General features: G+C 71.1%; 21 protein-coding genes. 11 read left to right on the top strand and 10 right to left on the bottom strand.

Going from position 1 to position 16,909, the window contains the following annotated elements; all coding sequences use genetic code 11:
- Positions 1-99: 99 nt before the first annotated feature.
- Complete coding sequence (locus NON19_RS03790; protein WP_255925126.1) at positions 100-480, bottom strand: winged helix-turn-helix transcriptional regulator; 381 nt, start codon at positions 478-480, stop codon at positions 100-102.
- 142 nt (positions 481-622) lie between these two features.
- Between NON19_RS03790 and NON19_RS03785 the strand changes: the two genes are divergently transcribed.
- From NON19_RS03785 to NON19_RS03775, 3 genes are all read left to right on the top strand, one after another.
- Entirely contained in the window at positions 623-1,591 is a 969-nt protein-coding gene (locus tag NON19_RS03785) for an NADP-dependent oxidoreductase (protein ID WP_255925125.1), read from the top strand.
- 96 nt (positions 1,592-1,687) lie between these two features.
- Positions 1,688-2,008 carry an NIPSNAP family protein gene (locus NON19_RS03780; protein ID WP_255925124.1) on the top strand — a complete coding sequence of 107 codons (321 nt, stop codon included), beginning with the start codon at positions 1,688-1,690 and terminating at the stop codon, positions 2,006-2,008.
- Positions 2,009-2,152: 144 nt separating this feature from the next.
- Positions 2,153-2,596, top strand: a complete 444-nt coding sequence (locus tag NON19_RS03775) for a GlcG/HbpS family heme-binding protein (RefSeq protein WP_255925123.1) — start codon at positions 2,153-2,155, stop codon at positions 2,594-2,596.
- A gap of 119 nt (positions 2,597-2,715) precedes the next feature.
- Here NON19_RS03775 and NON19_RS03770 read toward each other — a convergent pair whose 3' ends face one another.
- The gene (locus NON19_RS03770) at positions 2,716-4,275 is read right to left on the bottom strand and encodes an FAD-dependent monooxygenase (protein WP_443729330.1); all 1,560 of its coding nucleotides are present in this window, start codon (positions 4,273-4,275) and stop codon (positions 2,716-2,718) included.
- A gap of 253 nt (positions 4,276-4,528) precedes the next feature.
- Here NON19_RS03770 and NON19_RS03765 point away from each other — a divergent pair, with 253 nt between their 5' ends.
- Positions 4,529-4,852: a putative quinol monooxygenase gene (locus NON19_RS03765; protein ID WP_255925121.1), complete on the top strand. Its 324-nt coding sequence runs from the start codon at positions 4,529-4,531 to the stop codon at positions 4,850-4,852.
- A gap of 63 nt (positions 4,853-4,915) precedes the next feature.
- Positions 4,916-5,173, top strand: coding sequence for a hypothetical protein (locus tag NON19_RS03760; protein WP_255925120.1), 258 nt, complete (start codon positions 4,916-4,918; stop codon positions 5,171-5,173).
- Between the two features lie 14 nt (positions 5,174-5,187).
- Here the strand turns inward: NON19_RS03760 and NON19_RS03755 are convergent, their stop codons facing one another.
- On the bottom strand, positions 5,188-5,538 hold the full coding sequence (locus tag NON19_RS03755; RefSeq protein WP_255925365.1) for a hypothetical protein: 351 nt from the start codon (positions 5,536-5,538) through the stop codon (positions 5,188-5,190).
- A gap of 134 nt (positions 5,539-5,672) precedes the next feature.
- Here NON19_RS03755 and NON19_RS03750 point away from each other — a divergent pair, with 134 nt between their 5' ends.
- A complete protein-coding gene (locus NON19_RS03750; protein ID WP_255925119.1) occupies positions 5,673-7,661 on the top strand; it encodes an aconitate hydratase in 1,989 nt (662 codons plus the stop codon).
- Entirely contained in the window at positions 7,651-8,670 is a 1,020-nt protein-coding gene (locus NON19_RS03745; protein ID WP_255925118.1) for a zinc-binding alcohol dehydrogenase family protein, read from the top strand. Before NON19_RS03750 ends, NON19_RS03745 begins: the two co-directional genes overlap by 11 nt.
- A 4-nt stretch (positions 8,671-8,674) precedes the next feature.
- On the opposite strand, the gene thrS is transcribed toward NON19_RS03745, so the two are convergent.
- Entirely contained in the window at positions 8,675-9,892 is a 1,218-nt protein-coding gene (gene thrS / locus NON19_RS03740; RefSeq protein ID WP_255925115.1) for a threonine--tRNA ligase, read from the bottom strand.
- Between the two features lie 328 nt (positions 9,893-10,220).
- Here thrS and NON19_RS03735 point away from each other — a divergent pair, with 328 nt between their 5' ends.
- Positions 10,221-10,607 (top strand): VOC family protein, encoded by a 387-nt coding sequence (locus NON19_RS03735; RefSeq protein ID WP_255925114.1) that lies wholly within the window; start codon positions 10,221-10,223, stop codon positions 10,605-10,607.
- A 47-nt stretch (positions 10,608-10,654) separates the two neighbouring features.
- On the opposite strand, the gene NON19_RS03730 is transcribed toward NON19_RS03735, so the two are convergent.
- On the bottom strand, positions 10,655-11,512 hold the full coding sequence (locus NON19_RS03730) for a DUF4142 domain-containing protein (protein WP_255925363.1): 858 nt from the start codon (positions 11,510-11,512) through the stop codon (positions 10,655-10,657).
- Between the two features lie 243 nt (positions 11,513-11,755).
- Between NON19_RS03730 and NON19_RS03725 the strand changes: the two genes are divergently transcribed.
- Entirely contained in the window at positions 11,756-12,085 is a 330-nt protein-coding gene (locus NON19_RS03725) for a DUF3040 domain-containing protein (protein WP_255925113.1), read from the top strand.
- Positions 12,086-12,096: 11 nt separating this feature from the next.
- Here NON19_RS03725 and NON19_RS03720 read toward each other — a convergent pair whose 3' ends face one another.
- Together NON19_RS03720 and NON19_RS03715 are read right to left on the bottom strand one after the other, a co-directional pair.
- On the bottom strand, positions 12,097-12,741 hold the full coding sequence (locus NON19_RS03720; protein WP_255925111.1) for a LysE family translocator: 645 nt from the start codon (positions 12,739-12,741) through the stop codon (positions 12,097-12,099).
- 313 nt (positions 12,742-13,054) lie between these two features.
- Positions 13,055-13,507: a Crp/Fnr family transcriptional regulator gene (locus NON19_RS03715; RefSeq protein WP_255925110.1), complete on the bottom strand. Its 453-nt coding sequence runs from the start codon at positions 13,505-13,507 to the stop codon at positions 13,055-13,057.
- Between the two features lie 319 nt (positions 13,508-13,826).
- Here NON19_RS03715 and NON19_RS03710 point away from each other — a divergent pair, with 319 nt between their 5' ends.
- Together NON19_RS03710 and NON19_RS03705 are read left to right on the top strand one after the other, a co-directional pair.
- A complete protein-coding gene (locus tag NON19_RS03710; RefSeq protein ID WP_255925362.1) occupies positions 13,827-14,498 on the top strand; it encodes a VIT1/CCC1 transporter family protein in 672 nt (223 codons plus the stop codon).
- Between the two features lie 40 nt (positions 14,499-14,538).
- Complete coding sequence (locus tag NON19_RS03705) at positions 14,539-15,201, top strand: thiaminase II/PqqC family protein (protein ID WP_255925109.1); 663 nt, start codon at positions 14,539-14,541, stop codon at positions 15,199-15,201.
- 97 nt (positions 15,202-15,298) lie between these two features.
- Here NON19_RS03705 and NON19_RS03700 read toward each other — a convergent pair whose 3' ends face one another.
- From NON19_RS03700 to NON19_RS03690, 3 genes are all read right to left on the bottom strand, one after another.
- A complete protein-coding gene (locus NON19_RS03700; protein ID WP_255925108.1) occupies positions 15,299-15,502 on the bottom strand; it encodes a hypothetical protein in 204 nt (67 codons plus the stop codon).
- Positions 15,503-15,642: 140 nt separating this feature from the next.
- Positions 15,643-15,915, bottom strand: coding sequence for a hypothetical protein (locus NON19_RS03695; protein ID WP_255925107.1), 273 nt, complete (start codon positions 15,913-15,915; stop codon positions 15,643-15,645).
- 85 nt (positions 15,916-16,000) lie between these two features.
- On the bottom strand, positions 16,001-16,900 hold the full coding sequence (locus NON19_RS03690) for an alpha/beta fold hydrolase (RefSeq protein WP_255925106.1): 900 nt from the start codon (positions 16,898-16,900) through the stop codon (positions 16,001-16,003).
- Positions 16,901-16,909 lie beyond the last annotated feature (9 nt).

Genomic DNA, 16,909 nt, shown 5'->3' with positions numbered 1-16,909 from the left:
CCGCCGCCTGGGCTCGCCTCCAGCGAGCGGACCATCTGGGGGCACGCTCCACCTCCACGGCCGGGTGACCCTCGGGTCAGGCCGTTCGGCCGCTCGCCTTCAGGCCTCGGGGATCGGCTCCCGCGGGCCGGTGTTGTCGAGGTTCTGCTCGACCCAGGTGCGTAGGTCGTTGAGGGGTACGGAGGCGCTCTTGCCGAGGGCGGTGAGGGCGTATTCGACGTGGAGGGGGACGGCGGGGTAGACGGTGCGGTCGACCAGGCCGAAGTCTTCGAGACGGCGCAGGGTCTGGGTCAGTACTTTGGGGCTGACGCCCTGCAGGCGGCGCTGGAGTGCGCCGAACCGTTGCGGCCCCTGTTCGAGTGCGCCGATGGCCAGGGCCGACCACTTGTTGGCGAGCAGGTCGAGCAGAGCCCGGCAGGGGCACTGGGCGGCGTAGACATCGTGGTGCGCGTGCTGTCCGCTCGGGCAGCTGGTCGTCATCCGAACTCTCCTCACCAGGTTGCTTTCCAATGGGAAGTAGGAGCCCTTGATGGTAACTACACCCTCGCGGATAGCGTCACTCCCGTCAGCAGGAAGGCCGCCGACGGCCTTCCGTCACAGGCACGTTCCCAGGAGATGACGCATGTCCGCAGCCATGATGCGCGCGGTGGTCCAGGACCGTTTCGGCGGCCCGGAGGTGCTGCGAACCCAGCAGGTACCCCGCCCCGAGCCACTGCCGACAGAGGTACTGGTGCGCGTGCACGCGGCCGGTGTCAATCCCGTGGACTGGAAGACCCGGGGCGGCACGGGCATGGCCGGTGTGTTGGGCGAGCCGCCCTTCGTGCTGGGCTGGGACGTCTCCGGCGTGGTGGAGGCCACCGGCTTCGGCGTGACCACGCTCCAGGTCGGCGACCAGGTGTACGGAATGCCGTGGTTCCCGCGCGCCGCGGGCGGCTACGCCGAGTACGTCACCGCCCCCGCCCGCCAGTTCGCCCGCAAGCCCGCCACCGTAGGCCACGAACGGGCCGCCGCCGTCCCGCTGGCCGCCCTCACCGCCTGGCAGGCCCTGGTGGACACCGCCCACGTACGCCCAGGGCAACACGTACTCGTCCACGCCGCCGCCGGAGGCGTCGGCCACCTCGCGGTCCAGTTCGCCAAACACCTCGGCGCCCACGTCACCGCCACCGCCAGCAGCACCCGCCACACCTGGCTGAAGGAACTCGGCGCCGACGAGGTCATCGACTACACCACCACCCGCTTCGAGGACGTCGCGCGCGATGTCGACATCGTCATCGACCTGGTCGGCGACACCCACGACAACACCGCACTGCGCTCGCTGGAAGTCCTGCGCCCGGATGGTCTGCTCGTCGCCATCCCGGCCGGTGTCTCACCCGAACTGGCCGCCGCCGCACACTACCGCGGGGTACGGGTCACCCCGTTCCTCGTCGAGCCGGACGGCCCCGCCCTGGCCCGGATCGCCGAACTCATCGACACCGGGGAAGTCATGGTCGAGGTCGAAGAAGTCTTCCCCCTGGAGCAAGCGGCCCAGGCGCACATGCGCGGTGAGAACGGCCGCACCCGCGGCAAGCTCGTCCTGCGCGTCACCACCTGACCCACCGCCCCTTTTTCCCGCTGTCCCGACGACAGGCCGACCGTCTCGTGTCGCTCATGTCGCCCTGAGAGCCCCAGAGATTGGAGCAGCGATCCCGTGTTCTACGAGATCCGCTACTACCAGAGCCAGCCCGGACGCCGCCAGGAGTGGATCCGTTTCATGGAGGAGGTGGTCATCCCGTTCCAGTCGTCGAAGGGCGTCAAGGTCGTCGCCTCGTTCACCGACGAGCAGAACCCGGACGGCTATGTGTGGATCAGACGCTTCGACGACGAGACCCAGCGCGAAGCGCAGTACTCGGCCGTCTACGACAGCGACCGCTGGAAGAACGACATCGGCCCGGTGGTGTACGGACTGCTCATCCCCGAGAGGTCCGTCGTCACCCGCGTCACGCCCACGCCCGCGTCACCACTGCAGTAACCCCAACCACCCTGTCCCCGGCGTCCGTTGCGTCCGACGCTGGGGGCCGCGACCGGGCTACGCATGGCAGCGCGGTTCCGCGCTGCCATGCGTCAGCCGCCCCGAACATCAGACCCCCGCGACACAGCAAGTGAAGGAATCCCCATGAGCACTGGCACACCCGCGAAGTCATCCCCCGCGCCCTCGATCACCCAGGCCGCGGCGGGCGCGCTGATCGCGGCGGTACACGCGGCGGCGGCCCGGATCGGCTTCGAGGCGGCCGCCGCGGTCACCGATACGGGAGGCCACCTGAAGGCGTTCGAGCGCGGTGACGGCACGCCGTTCCTCACCGCCGAGGTCGCCCTCGACAAGGCCTGGACCGCAGTGTCCTTCCGTACCGCAACACATGTCTGGAACGGCTACCTGGCCGACCCGAAGGTCGCACCGCTGGCCCACCATCCGCGCCTGATGGCGGTCGGCGGCGGCTACTCGATACTTGAGGATGGCCGGTGCATCGGTGGTCTGGGCATCTCCGGGGGAACGTACGAGCAGGACCAGCAAGCCGCGGAGGCGGCCCTGACCTCCCTCGGGTTCGATCTGCCCGCTTGATCGGCTGCTCATGCCGTTCCAGTAGGCGAAGGCGAACCCCTGGTGGCTACCCGGGGTTGTTCGCACTTCGCCCGAACCGGCAAGCGTCCACGGGGACTTCGCAGCCCTTGATGGGGAGTTCACGGGACAGTCGGCGCGCCAGCCCATCGGTACAACGCGGCTTCGAGGTCGGTGGCGGCTGCGATGTCGGTGGTGTCGCAGGCCCAGGCGACCACCCCGTCCGGGCGTACCAGCACCCCGGTCGGCGTCGCGTGGTCGTCGGTCACGCTGCTCACCCGCCCGTCCCAGGCCGCGGCGAGGCGGGCGAACGCGCCGTCCGGAGTGCGGTCGAGCAGCAGGAACCCGCCGCCGTGCCCGTGGTCGACCAGACGGGAGCCGTCCCTGAGCCATAGGTCGGGGACGAACCGGCCGACCAGCGGATGGTCACCGGGCAGGTCGATGCGCTGTGTGACGCCGGAGATCTTCTTGACCGCGTAGGTCGCACCCTCCCGAGTGCTCAGCAAGTCGGCGACGATCCGGCGCAGCGCCGCCGACTTGGCGTCCCCTCGCATCACCCCGGTCTGGGCCCGCGTCCAGTCCAGCACCCAGGCGCCAAGGGGACGGCGCTCGGCGTCGTAGGTGTCGAGCAGCCCTTCGGGCGCCCACCCGGCGACCACGGCTCCGAGCTTCCAGCCCAGGTTCATCGCGTCGCCGATCCCGAGATTGAGCCCCTGACCGCTGAACGGCGAGTGCACGTGCGCGGCGTCACCGGCCAACAGCACCCGACCCGACCAATAGGTCGCGGCCTGGCGGGCGTTGTCGCTCCAACGGGTCGCCGTACCGCGCAGCGCGGTCAGCGTGACGTCGGTACCCGAGACCCGGCGCAAAGTGGTCTGCACCTCCTCAAGGGTGACCGGCGCCGAGCGGTCGGCGGGAGCGCCGTCGGCCTCCACGGTGACCACCCGCCCAGGTTGGGGCCCGTAGCGGTACGCCCCCCGGGGCGACCACGCCCATCCGTTCACGAGCTTGTGCGGGGCGGCGATATCGACGACCGCCAGGAGTCCGGTCAGTTCGGGGTCGGTGCCGGGGAAGTCGAAGCCCGCGAGGCGGCGCACCGTACTGCGCCCGCCGTCGCACCCGACCAGCCACCCGGTGCGCACCGTCCCGGCAGTAGTGCCGACGAGCACGCCGTCGCCGGTGTCCTCAAGCGCGGTGACCTCCACCCCGCGGTGCACCGGTATGTCGAGTCGTGCGACATGGTCGGCCAGCAGCTTCTCCAGCTCACGCTGCGGCACCATCCTCGCTCCGGCGGCGGCGGTGTGCGCGGCGAGCTCGGGATCGGACCAGTCCACAAGGTCGGCGTCGAGGACGATCCCCGCGAAATGCCCGGTGAATCGCGACTCGCGCGCTCCCCGGCCACCACCGGGTGGTTGGTCGTCGGCCTGGCGAGCGAACGACCCCACCCGCTCGAGCATCTCCCGCTGCACTCTTTCGGCAGCGGGCAACAGGCCGCGGCGGTCGAGTGCCTCGGCCGTCGGCACGTTGATCGCGCCCGCCTTCATCGACTCGTCCGGCTCGGCCCGTCGCTCGAGCACTTGCACCGTCGCCCCGCAGAGCGCCAGCTCCGCGGCGAGCACGAGCCCCACCGGCCCGGCTCCGACCACGGTCACGTCTACGTCCTGGTTCACATTCACCGTCACGAACAATGTTCTATCTACGAACATCGTTCGCGTCAAGGCGCGGCCGTCATCGACACCGCGCCAGGGTCCCCTTTGCCACAGAGGTGGATGCGCAGTGATGGCCGCTGCCGACCGCTGGGCATCGCGCCACGGGCTCGTTCATCGGCCTTTTCCCCTGGGCCGCGGACTTCTGACGCCCCGTGAACCGCCTACTGGCGGCCCGCCGACACGTACGGTCCGGAACACCGTCCGCGCTATTGGGTAACCTCCCGATATGTCCACGCCTACGATCGGCCGTTTCGTCACCATGCGCGCGCAACCCGGTAAGGGAGGCGAGCTGGCTGACGTCCTGTCGAAAGTCGCGGCGGTACTGGAGGGCGCGCCGGGGTGTCAGATGTATGTGATCTGCCGTGACAAGGACGACGCGGACGTGGTGCGGGTCATTGAGATGTGGACCGATCAGGAGAGCGTCAACGCCGCGCTGGCGGCCGTGACACCGGAGCGGGAGTTCACCGTCGAAGATGTGCTGGGCAAGCTCACCGGACGGCCGGAGGTCGTGGAATTCACTCCGCTGAGCGGGCCAGGGATGCCCTCATAGTGACCATTACGGGAGTTTTCCGTTCTTCCGGGCAGAAGTGTTCACCGAGGAGAGGATGCGCCCATGGCCAGCGTCACCAAGGCTCATCGGTCCGCGGCCGCCGCCGTGCTCGGCGCCGGTCTGCTGCTGGCCGCCGCGGGAACCGCGTCGGCCGGGCCACTGGGCGCCGCCGCGCCGCGACTGGGTAGCGGCGCGCAGGGCGAGCGGCACTGCGGCGGCCTGCCGCTGGCCCAGCAGGCGCTCAGCGACAGCATCGTGTCCCGGGACTCACTGACCGGCCTGTGCGACGCGTTCCACACCAACGGCAGCGCGGGCGGGTAACCGGCCCGCGCTGTTCAGTGCCCGAAGATGTGCAGCCCGCGCCGGTGCCGTGGCTTGCCCCTCGCGGCCGCTGGCTCACCGGCGATCGGCTCGCCCTCGCGAGCGGCCATCGCGCCCCGGGCCGTGTAACGGGCGCGCCTGCGGCGATGGATGCGCACGCTGCCGGTCATCATCGCCAGGCCGAGGCAGAAGACCAGGGCCAGCGCCATACCGGCCAGGAACGTCTCCAGGGCGTTGAGTGTCGCGATGGTGTGTCCCAGCATGGTCACGCTGGAGCCGGGCCCACCGCCGGAGAAGTTCTCGACGATCGCCAGGGCGACGAAGGCGGCGGTCGCTCCCACCAGCAATATTCCCAACAGGAACATCAGGGTCACCTCAATTCAGTGTCCTAAGAGTTCGGGTACCCGCTCAGTGCGATCCGATACGCCCCGTCCGCACGTGCGCGACGTGTCGGAACGCGCCAGGCTGGACACACGCCCCGATCGACGGAGAGGGAGCCATGGACACCACCGGCAAGGGGACCGTCGCCCACCAGCTCATCGCCGCCCATCTGGTGGCCGGGCGGATGGAACCGGGCGAGGAGATCGCCCTGCGGGTCGACCAGACCCTCACCCAGGACGCGACCGGAACCCTGGTGATGCAGGAGCTGGAGGCACTCGGCCTGGACCGGGTGCGCACCGAGGTCAGCGTGCAGTACGTCGACCACAACCTGCTGCAGGCCGACGAGCGCAACGCGGAGGACCATGACTTCCTGCGGTCCGCGGCGCGCCGGTTCGGCGTCTGGTACTCCAAGCCGGGCAACGGCGTGTCGCACCCCACCCACATGCAGCGCTTCGGGGTGCCGGGCAAGACGCTGATCGGCTCCGACTCCCACACCTGCGCGGGCGGTTCGCTGGGCATGCTGGCGATCGGCACCGGCGGCCTGGAGGTCGCGCTGGCCATGGCGGGCCGCCCCCTGTACGTGACGATGCCGCGGATCTGGGGGGTGCGGCTGACCGGGGAGTTGCCGCCGTGGGTGAGCGCCAAGGACGTGATCCTGGAGATGCTCCGCCGCCACGGGGTGCGCGGTGGCGTCAACCGCGTGCTGGAGTACCACGGTCCCGGGCTCGCGTCGCTGACCGCGATGGACCGGCATGTCATCGCCAACATGGGGGCCGAACTCGGCGCGACGGCAAGTGTGTTCCCGTCCGACGCGGCGGTGCGCGAGTTCCTGCGCGCGGAGGGCCGCGAGGAGGACTTCACCGAGATCACCGCGGAGCCGGGCGCGCGCTATGACCTGGAGGAGGAGATCGACCTCGGCGCTGTGGTGCCGCTGATCGCCAAACCCACCTCGCCGGGGAACGTGGTGCCGGTGCGGGAGGTGGCCGGTGAGGTGGTCAACCAGGCGGTCATCGGCTCCTCGGCCAATCCGGGGCTGCGGGACTTCGCGATGGCGGCGGCGATGGTCCGGGGACGGCAGACGGCGCCGGGCGTGAGTTTCGACGTCAATCCGACCTCGCGGGAGATCCTCCAGGACCTGACCCGCTCGGGCGCCACGTTCGACCTGATCGCGGCGGGCGCCAGGATCCACCAGTCGGGCTGCCTCGGCTGCATCGGCATGGGCCAGGCACCGGCCGCCGGACGCAACTCGCTGCGTACGTTTCCCCGCAACTTCCCCGGCCGGTCCGGCACCGAGGACGACGCGGTGTGGCTGTGCTCGCCGGAGACCGCGGCGGCCTCGGCGCTGACCGGGGTGATCACCGACCCGCGCGACTGGGCCGAGGACCGCGGGGTCGAGTACCGGGCGCCGGAACTCCCGGAGCACTTCTCGGTCAACACCGCGATGCTGGAACCGCCGCTGCCGCCCAACGAGGCGGCGCGGGTCGAGCTGGAGCGCGGGCCGAACATCTCCGCGCTGCCGGACTTCGAACCGCTGCCGGACACCATCGAGGGTCCGGTGCTGTTGAAGGCGGGTGACAACGTGTCCACCGACGAGATCTCGCCCGCCGGTGCCAGGGCGCTGCCGTACCGGTCCAACATCCCCATGCTCGCCCGGTTCACGCTCACCCGGCTCGATCCGCAGTACCCGAAGCACGCGGCCGAGACCCGCGAGGAGGGCGGCCACCTGATCGTGGCCGGCGACAACTACGGCCAGGGCTCGTCGCGTGAGCACGCCGCGATCACCCCGCGCTACCTGGGGCTACGGGCCGTCGTGGCCAAATCCTTCGCGCGGATCCACTGGCAGAACCTGGCCAACTTCGGAGTGCTGGCCCTGGAGTTCGACGATCCGGCGGACTACGGGCGCATCCAGCCCGGCGACCGGTTGCGGTTGACCGGTCTGCACGCCGCGCTCACCGCGGACGCGGAGCCGAGGCTCCGGGTGCGCAACATCACCCGCGACGAGGAGTACGGCGTACACCACCATCTCTCGCCACGCCGCAGGGAGGCGGTGCTCGCGGGCGGCGTCATCCCGGCACTGGCGCGGGAGGAAGCGGCCGATGACGCGTGAGACCGTGACCCAGGCGTGGGTGGTCGACACCCCTGGCCCGGTGTCGACCGGGCCGTTGCGCCGGGTGCGGCGCGATGTCGCACCGCCCGGAGATGACGAGTTGCTGATCGAGGTGCACGCGTGCGGGGTGTGCCGGACCGACCTGCACCTCGCCGAGGGCGATCTGCCGCCGCGCCGCCCTCGGTGCACCCCCGGTCACGAGATCGTCGGGCGGGTACTGGCCGCCGGGAGCGCCGCCCAGGGCTTCCGGTCCGGTGACCGGGTGGGCGCCGCCTGGCTGGCGGGCACCTGCGGTGCCTGCCCGTACTGCCGTTCCGGACGGGAGAACCTGTGCCCGCGGTCGCGCTACACCGGCTGGGACATCCACGGCGGATACGCGGGCCACACCGTGGTGGACGCGCGCTACGCCTATCCGCTGCCCGAAGGCTGGCCGGAGGAGGAGCTCGCGCCCCTGCTGTGCGCGGGCATCATCGGCTACCGGGCGCTGCTGCGCGCCGACCTGCCGCCGGGCGGCCGCCTCGGGCTGTACGGGTACGGCGCCTCCGCGCATCTGACGGCACAACTGGCCGTGGCCCAGGGCGCCACCGTGCACGTCCTCACCCGTGGCGAGGACGCCAGGCGGCTCGCCCTGGAACTCGGCGCCGCGTCGGCGGGCCCGGCGACCGTGAGCCCGCCGGAACCGCTGGACTCGGCGATCCTGTTCGCACCGGCCGGTGAGCTGGTGCCGGTCGCGCTGGCGGCGCTCGACCGGGGCGGCACGCTGTCCATCGCGGGCATCCATCTGTCGGACATCCCGTCGCTGAACTACGCCCAACACCTGTTCCAGGAGCGGACCGTGCGCTCCGTCACCGCCAACACCCGTGCGGACGGCCGAGCCTACCTCGCGGAGGCGGCCCGGATCCGGCCACGGGCGCACGTCCAGCGGTACGGCATGGCGCAGGCCGACCGGGCGCTGGCCGACCTGGCCGCCGGTCAGGTCAACGGAGTCGCCGTACTGCTGCCCGACTGAGCCGTCACTCGTCCCACAGCTCAAGGCAGTTGCCGCCGACCAGGTCGGCGATCCGGGCCACCATCTCGGAGACCGGCAGCGGGCCGATCCGGCGGCCGTCGCGCAGCCGAAGCGCCACCCGGTCGTCCACCGCCTCCTTCGGCCCGATCACGGCCTGGTACGGCGCCAGTCGCGCGGCGCGCACCCGTGCGCCGAGCGAGCCGCGGTCCGGCGCGGCCAACTCCGCGCGCAGGCCCTGTTCGACGCACCGCCGTACCAGCGCCTCGGCAGCGGGCAGTTCGTCGTCGGACACCGGGAGCACCACCACCTGTACCGGTGCCAACCAGCCGGGGAAGGCCCCGCCGTGGGTGTCGATCAGATGGGCCACCGCGCGCTCCACGCTGCCGATGACGCTGCGGTGCACCATCACCGGTCGGTGCTCGGCACCGTCGGGCCCGATGTAGTGCAGACCGAACTGGCGCGGCTGGTACAGGTCGACCTGAACGGTGGACAGGGTCGACTCACGGCCGCTGGCGTCGGCGATCTGCACGTCGATCTTCGGCCCGTAGAAGGCGGCCTCGCCCTCCTCCGCCTCGTACGGCGCCCCGATGGCGTCGAGCACCTCGGTGAGCAGGGCTCCGGCGCGCTGCCACATGGCGGCGTCCGCCACGTACTTGCCGCCGGGGCCGGGCAGCGAGAGGCGGTAGCGCGCGGCACGGATGCCCATGGCCCGGTAGGCGCGCCCGATGAGTTCGAGCGCCGCCCGCGCCTCGTCGGCGGCCTGGTCCAGGGTGCAGAAAATGTGGGCGTCGTTGAGCTGGATCGCCCGTACCCGGGTGAGCCCGCCGAGGACGCCGGACAGTTCGGAGCGGAACATCCCGCCCAACTCGGCGATTCGCAGCGGCAGTTCGCGGTAGCTGTGCTCCCGGGAGCGGTAGATCAGCGCGTGGTGCGGACACAGGCTGGGGCGCAGGACGAACTGTTCACCGCCGAGTTCCATCGCGGGGAACATGTCGTCGCGGTAGTGCGCCCAGTGCCCGGAGATCTCGTACAGTTCGCGTTTGGCCACCACCGGTGAGTGGACGTGGCGGTAGCCCGCGCGACGTTCGGCCTCCCGGACGTACTCCTCCAGGGCGTGCCGTACGGCGGCGCCGCCCGGCAGCCAGTACGGCAGCCCGGCGCCGATCAGCGGGTCGGAGTCGAACAGGTCCAGCTCGCGGCCGAGCTTGCGGTGGTCGTACATGGCGGTCTCCTCGGGGTGGTGCCGGTGCGAGTGACCGCGACGAAGCGACGAAGCCCCGGGGCACTCGCCCCGGGGCTTCTGTCTGGCAGGTGTCAGCGCGCCGGGACGGGGTCCGGCGTCGTCGTCACAGCAGCGCGCTTCATGTTCCCAAGGCTATACCGCCGTGGCGGGAGTTGACCATGGAATTTCTCTCTTGGTATGTCCGGGCGAGCCCACGGCTGCCCCCGCGTGCCCGGGCCGGGAGGCACTGGCGGGGTGCCGGGCGGGTGTGGGGTGGGCCTACGCTTTTCGTAGGGCTTCTGCCAGCCCGTGTTTGGAGGCTTTCGCCATGACGATCCAGCTCAACCACACCATAGTCGCGGCGCACGACAAGGAGGCGTCAGCGCGATTCCTGGCTTCGCTGTTCGGACTTGAAGTCGGGGCGCCCTTCGGGCCGTTCGTCCCGGTCACGGTGGGGAACGGCGTCACGTTGGACTACGCGGACAGCCGTTCGGAAACCATCACCCCGCAGCACTACGCGTTCCTGGTGTCGGAGGACGAGTTCGATGCCATCTTCGAACGCATCAAACAGGCGGGCATCACCTACTACGCCGATCCCCAGCACACCGAGAAGGGCAGCATCAACCACCGTAACGGTGGCCGTGGCACCTACTTCGAGGATCCGGGCGGGCACAACATGGAAATCCTCACCCGCCCGCACAGCAACGGCGGCTGAGCTCGAACCGCGTCCAACTCCCCTTGAAGGAAGGGCACTTGCCGAGGTCAGCGGGACAGATCACGGTGCCATCTGCGGGTGGCCCACGCCGACGCGGCGATCACCAGCAGCGAACCGACCACGAGCACCGAGACATGGGTCGCGCTCCATCTGCCATGCGGTGACTTCCAGACGCCCGACGCCGTCTGCTGCGGTGCGCCCGAGGCGCCGAGGGGATGGCAGTTGTGCTCCATCGCGAGGTGGTGCGCCACCACCGGACGCGCGGACTGGGCGGCGGCGACCACCTTGGCGTGGTCGCCCTGCCCGCTTGAGACGATCTCCTGGTCGATCAGCCTGAGGGTCTCGGCGTGCGCGGCCGACCGGGCCCGCAGCCACTGGGTGTCGTAGCCGGAGGTACCCGCGCTCTTGCCGATCCGGGCGAGCTGGTCGTTCTGCGCGGGGGTGGGGCTCGGCGGCAGCCCGATCTTGAGCTGACCGCTGAGCTCGCTGACCGCCTTGTCCATCGCGCCCCGGTCCCGCACCAGCGCCGCGCCCACCCGCATCACGCAGGCCGCCGCGGCGTGGGGCGCGGCGTCCCGGCCCCAGCTGACCTCCGCGAGGTCGCCCTGGTGCAGCGCGCCGAGGAAGGCGGCGTCACCGGGTCCGACGGTGGGCGTCCCACTGTCCGAGGGGCTGGCGCTGCCGTCGGACGGGCTGGCGCTGCTCGACGTGCTCGGGGTTGCGGAGTCGGAGGAGTTGTTGGACGGGCTGGGGGCGCCGGAGGCGGCGGGGCTGCTCGACGGTGTGGGACCGGCCGCCGCATTCGGCGCGGCGCTGGGATCCTCCGCGACGGCGGAACCAGCGATTCCAGCCGCAATGACCAACCCTGCCGCCGCCGCGCAGGCCCATGCCCGGCTACGTACCATCACGCCCTCCGTTCCTCTCCTGTGCGCACCGGTCAGCGCCGTGGGAGCCACATACGTCCCCGGTGCGGCGGCCCACGACACGGACCGGCCTACGGATGGCGCAACGCTCGTCGTCACGGGGGTCACCGGCCCCGGATCCGGAACAGATCAACTGTGAAACTCCAGCGCTCTACGGCGCTGCTGCGGCTACCGTAGAAGGTGGGAAGGAAAGGCCCTTCGGGAGCGGCCACGGAGGTGTCGGCGATGGACGGACATCGACTCTCCGACGAGGAGCGCCGGGCTCTGGAGCAGATCGAGACGATGCTGCGGCAGGACGACGGGCTGGACCGCCGACTGCGGACCATGCGCCTGCGGCGGATCCCCAACATCACGGGCTGGCTGCGGCACTGGCGGCCGCTGCTGGTCGTCCTGGTGACGGTGGCGTCCACGGCGTTGATGGTGCTGGCCGTCGCCTCGCTGGCCCCCGCGGTGATCGTGGCCGTCGCCGCGACCTGGCTGCTCACACTCGTGCTCACCGTCGACATGGTGCGCGACCGGCGCCGGGCACGGCGGGATCGGCAGCGGGAGGACTGACCCCTGATCCGTCAGGCCGGTGCGGGACTGGAGTTGTCCACCGCGAGCCGGACCGCGAGCGCGCCGAGCACCGTTCCCATGAAGTAGCGCTGGACCCGCAGCCACGTCGGACGCCGTTCCAGGAAGCGCGCGATGGTTCCCGCGGCGAGGACGATCGCGCAGTTGACCGCGAGACTGACCGCCACCTGGACGCCGCCGAAGACGAACCCCTGGACCATCACATGGCCCGCCCGTGGATCGATGAACTGCGGAATGAGCGAGAGGTACATCACCGCGATCTTCGGGTTGAGCAGACTGGTCACCAGCCCCATGGCGAACAGCCGTTGACGGGAGTCCGGCGCCAACTCCCTTGGGGCGAAAACCGACTGGCCGCCGGGCCGGAGCGCCTGCCAGGCGAGGTAGGCCAGATATCCGGCGCCCGCGAGCTTCACGGTGGCGTAGAGCGCGGGCACCGCGACGAACACCACCGACAGACCGAGGTTGGCGGCGCTCAGGTAGCACAGGAAGCCGACGCCGACCCCGGCGAGTGAGACCAGACCGGCCTTGCGTCCCTGGGTGAGGCTTCGCGATATCAGGTACATCATGTTCGGTCCCGGGGTGAGCACCATGCCCAGGGCCACCGCCGAGACACCGAGGACCGCGCCTGTTGTGATCATGCGTCAAGACTGACGTGCATCGACCGTTCAGCACCAGCGAGAGTTGCTAGCGGTTTTGGTTTAGCACTACTAAACAGTGCTCGGGTGGCGCCGGGTGCCGGGACATGACGGGGAGCGGCAGCGGCGAAGTGCCGCCCGCTGCGAGGGAGTTGACTGCTCCCCCGCCGGACAGCCTCGTCTGTACTGGACGGTAACCCAGGCGGGGCCGGATTCGAGAGCACATCGGCCGGGTTATGGGCACCGTCGCCGCCCCGTGTGCGGCGCTCAACACAGTCGGCCGAACGGGTGAAACCGGGCGCCGCTCACTCGCCGCTCACCAGGAACCGCCGTGCTGCACCCTCAGCTCCATCAGCTTCGAGCGGGCGATCTGGAGCCGATGCGCGAGGACCTCCGCCACGGCCCGTACCAGGGCGTAGCCGAGTACCGGATCCTCCTCGCACAGCGCGCGCACCCGCGCCCCGTCGAACTCGTACGCGCGCACCGGGCTCAGCGCCTCCGCCCCGAAGTCCCAGGTGTACGGCGGGAACATCCACGACCAGCCGAGCAGGTCGCCGGGGCCCAAAGTGGCCACGGTGGCCGGGCGCCGCCCCGGTATCCGCAGGTCGAGGGTGACCGCGCCGGAGCGGATGACCCAGAACCGGTCGGCGGTGCCCTGCTCCTCGAAGATCCGGGAGTCCTGATCGAAGGAGACCTCCTTGGCCAGTTCCATCAGGCGGTCACGGTGCACCGCCGGAAGGGCCCTGAGCAGGCGCGTCGCAGCAGTCATGGCCGTAGGCCTCCTCGCGGGCGGTTCCGGTACGGGTCCATTCCACCCGCAATCACCCCCTGCGGCATCCCGGACGGCTCCGGCCGACCCGGGACCGCTCGGCCGACGCTGGGTGCCGCCACCGCGGTCACTCGGCGTCATGACACTCGGCACTACACCTGTAGTCCGCCGAACGTGATGCCCGGGTGAGAAGTGCCGCGAAGCCCGCCCGAAATGCCGCTCGCTGACGGTCGGTCGGTGAGATGCTCACGGAGTGCACAAGGACGACTCACCCGGCGATCCGGCCGCCCCGCACGCCCACGAACCGCACGCCGGTGATATGGGCACCCGGCTCAACTGGCTGCGCGCCGCGGTGCTCGGCGCCAACGACGGCGTGGTGTCCACGGCCGGGCTGGTGGTCGGCGTGGCCGGGGCCACCACGTCCCGGCAGACCCTGCTGACCGCGGGACTGGCCGGGCTGCTGGCGGGCTCGCTGTCGATGGCCACCGGCGAGTACGTGTCGGTGAGCACCCAGCGCGACTCGGAGAGGGCCGCGCTCGCCCTGGAGCGCGAGGAGCTGGCCACCGCCCCGCAGACCGAACTGGACGAACTGACCGGCTTGTTGGCAGGTCGCGGCATCAGCCCCGACCTGGCCCGCGAGGTGGCGGAACAACTCACGGAACGCGACGCCCTGGGTGCGCACGCACGGGTCGAACTGGGCATCAATCCGGAGGAGTTGACCAATCCGTGGCACGCCGCCTGGGCCAGCTTCGCCGCGTTCACCTGCGGTGCGCTGCTTCCGCTGCTGGCGATCGTGCTGCCCCCGGCATCGGTACGGCTGGCCGTCACGGTGGTCGCGGTGCTGTGTGCGCTCGTACTGTGCGGTTGGGCCAGCGCCCGGCTCGGCAACGCCCCGGCCCGGCGGGCACTGCTGCGGAACGCGGCGGGCGGGATGGTGGCGATGGCGGTCACGTACACGGCGGGCGTCCTGCTCGGCAGGGCCGGTGCCTGACCGCTCGGCGAACCCCCAACACGGCAGGAAGGACGGAAAGGTGACCCGTACCGCACAGGACGTCCTGGCGCGGGCCGTTCGCGAACTGGCCCCGGACGTCGGCGCCAACCGCCTGGTCCCCCGCATCGCCAGCGGCGAAGCGCCGCTGGAGACGCTGGCGGCGTTCGCGATGGAACAGCACCACATCATCCCCAGCGACCGGCGCAGCTTCCTGTACCTGAACGAGCGCTGCTCCGCCGATCCGGCGGCCGCCACCTTCTTCGCCAGCCTGGCGCACGGTGAGAACCTCGCGCTCGACAAGCTCGGCACGCTCGCCGACGCCCTCGGTCTGGACGACGAGTCCGTGGACGGCTACCACCCGAAGCCGGGCTGCCAGGCGTATCCGGCCTATGTGGCCTGGCTCGCGCTGAACGCCGAACCCGTGGACGTGGTGATCGCGCTGACCGCCAACTTCGCCGCGTGGGGCGGCTACTGCCGGACGATGGGCCGGGCGCTGCGCGAACGGTACGGCTTCGATGACGAGGCGTGCGGCTTCTTCGACTTCTTCGCGGAACCCGCACCCCGACTCGAACAGCAGGCACTGGCCGCGGTACAGGCCGGGCTGGACGCCGGACGCGTCACATGGCTGGCACACCGCTACGGGCGGCTGCTGCAGGCGTACGAGTCGATGTTCTGGAACACCCTTGCCGAGCAGGAGGGATGAGCAGGCCGCCAGCGCACCAGCCGTGAGCCGCCGCCTTGGCGCCTGCCCGGCCTCGGTGGCGAGCCGGAGGAGGGGCGCCGGTGCTGTGGCCCGGCGATTACAGAAGCTTGCTGAGGAGGTAGCTGGCGCCCCGGAGAATCTGGCTCACGGCTGGCGCGCTCTGCATGGTGGCGGTGGCCGCACGGCCCCCGGTCGAGACGGTGCGCGTCTGCGCGTGGGAAGGGGTCGCCAGTGCGGCGCCGCCCAGGGCGAGGAGGGCACTTGCCGTGACGGTCGCGGTGATGCGGCGGACGTTGTTCACAGAAATCCTCTCGAACGGGAGCAACGTATGGGGCACGAGTCAACCCAGGCGCTTCCCGGCCCGCAATCGGCGCGCGCACGCCCGCCTCGCATCCACCCTGACGGCCCTGGAACCACACGTCCCGGCCGCCGCCGGTCCATTCAGTCGGGCGGCCGGGATCCGGCGCCGATGGCGGCCACCACGATGGCGTGCAGCGCCTCGATGCCCTCCGGCGGGACCGGGAACGGACTGCCCGCGAGCGTGTGCCACTCCGTCGACCCGGCCTCGCGCAGGGTCACCTGGGCCCGTTTGGCGGGCAGCGCCGTGGTGGCGACGGTCAGCGTGCCGGTGAGGATGACGCCCTCGCGGGTCATCGCACCGCTCGGTCCCACCGTGACCTCGTCGACCAGCCGTGTCGGCCCACCGCCGGTCACGCGGCGCCCTCCACGGTTCCGCCTCGGAATGTGGACATGGGGTCAGTGGTAGTGGACCCGGTGGCGGGACGGCCTCATTTCACCGTTACGAGGGCGAGTCACCGAGCGGCTCGGTGAGCCGTTGGGCGACCAGCCGCGCCCGCTCACCGAGCACGATGGTGTAGTGGTTGCAGCCGGGCAGCAGTTCGGTGCGCAGCGACGGGGAGCGCTCGCGCCACCGTGCCACCACCCCGACCGGCAGCAGCCCCGGCTCCCGGTCGAATAGTCCCCGCGGCGCGTACACCAACAGCGCGGGAAGCCGCAGCCGTTCGAGGTCCGCCTCGACGCGGGCCGTCGAGGTCAGCAGGTCCCGTCCATCCGCGCGGACCGCGTCCGCGCTGACCCGGGAGCGCAGCGCGCCGTCGGGTCCGGTGAGGTCGGCGCGTACATACGCCTCGATGTCCGCGTTCCAGTACGGCCCGAGCGCGGGATGGGCGCGGAACAGGTCGACGTAGGCCGCGGCGCTGTCGAAGGTGCGGTCAAGGCGGGCCAGCATCGGGCCGAGCATGCTGTCGAGCACCCGTTCCGGATCGGCGCCCGGCGGCGTCGGCAGCGGCAGACCGCCGTCGACCAGCAGCAGCCGGTCGAAGAGTGCCGACCGCGCCGCCGCGGCCCGTAGCGCGACGTACGCGCCCATCGAGTGACCGAGCAGCGTCAACCGGCCCGCGCGGCCCAGGAGTTCGGCCGCCCGGAGCACATCGCTGGCGTGCCGGTCGAGGCCGTACGGTCCGGGCAGCCCGGCGCTGCCGCCCCGGCCGCGCAGGTCGGGGGCGAACAGGCTGTACTCCACGGGCAGTTGGCGGGCGATCGCCCGGAACGCCATGGCTGACCCGGTGATTCCGTGCACCGCGAGCACCAGCCGCGGGCCGGTGCCGAACCGCAGGACGCGCAGGGTTCCGTTCCCGACCGGGATGCCCAGTTCATCGGGCTTGTCTATGGTCACCATGGCTCCTCC

The sequence above is a fragment of the Streptantibioticus rubrisoli genome, assembly GCF_024436055.1.
Lineage (GTDB): Bacteria > Actinomycetota > Actinomycetes > Streptomycetales > Streptomycetaceae > Streptantibioticus_A > Streptantibioticus_A rubrisoli.
The sequence above is the reverse complement of the archived record's forward strand: the minus strand, read 5'-3'. Positions and strand labels throughout refer to the sequence as shown.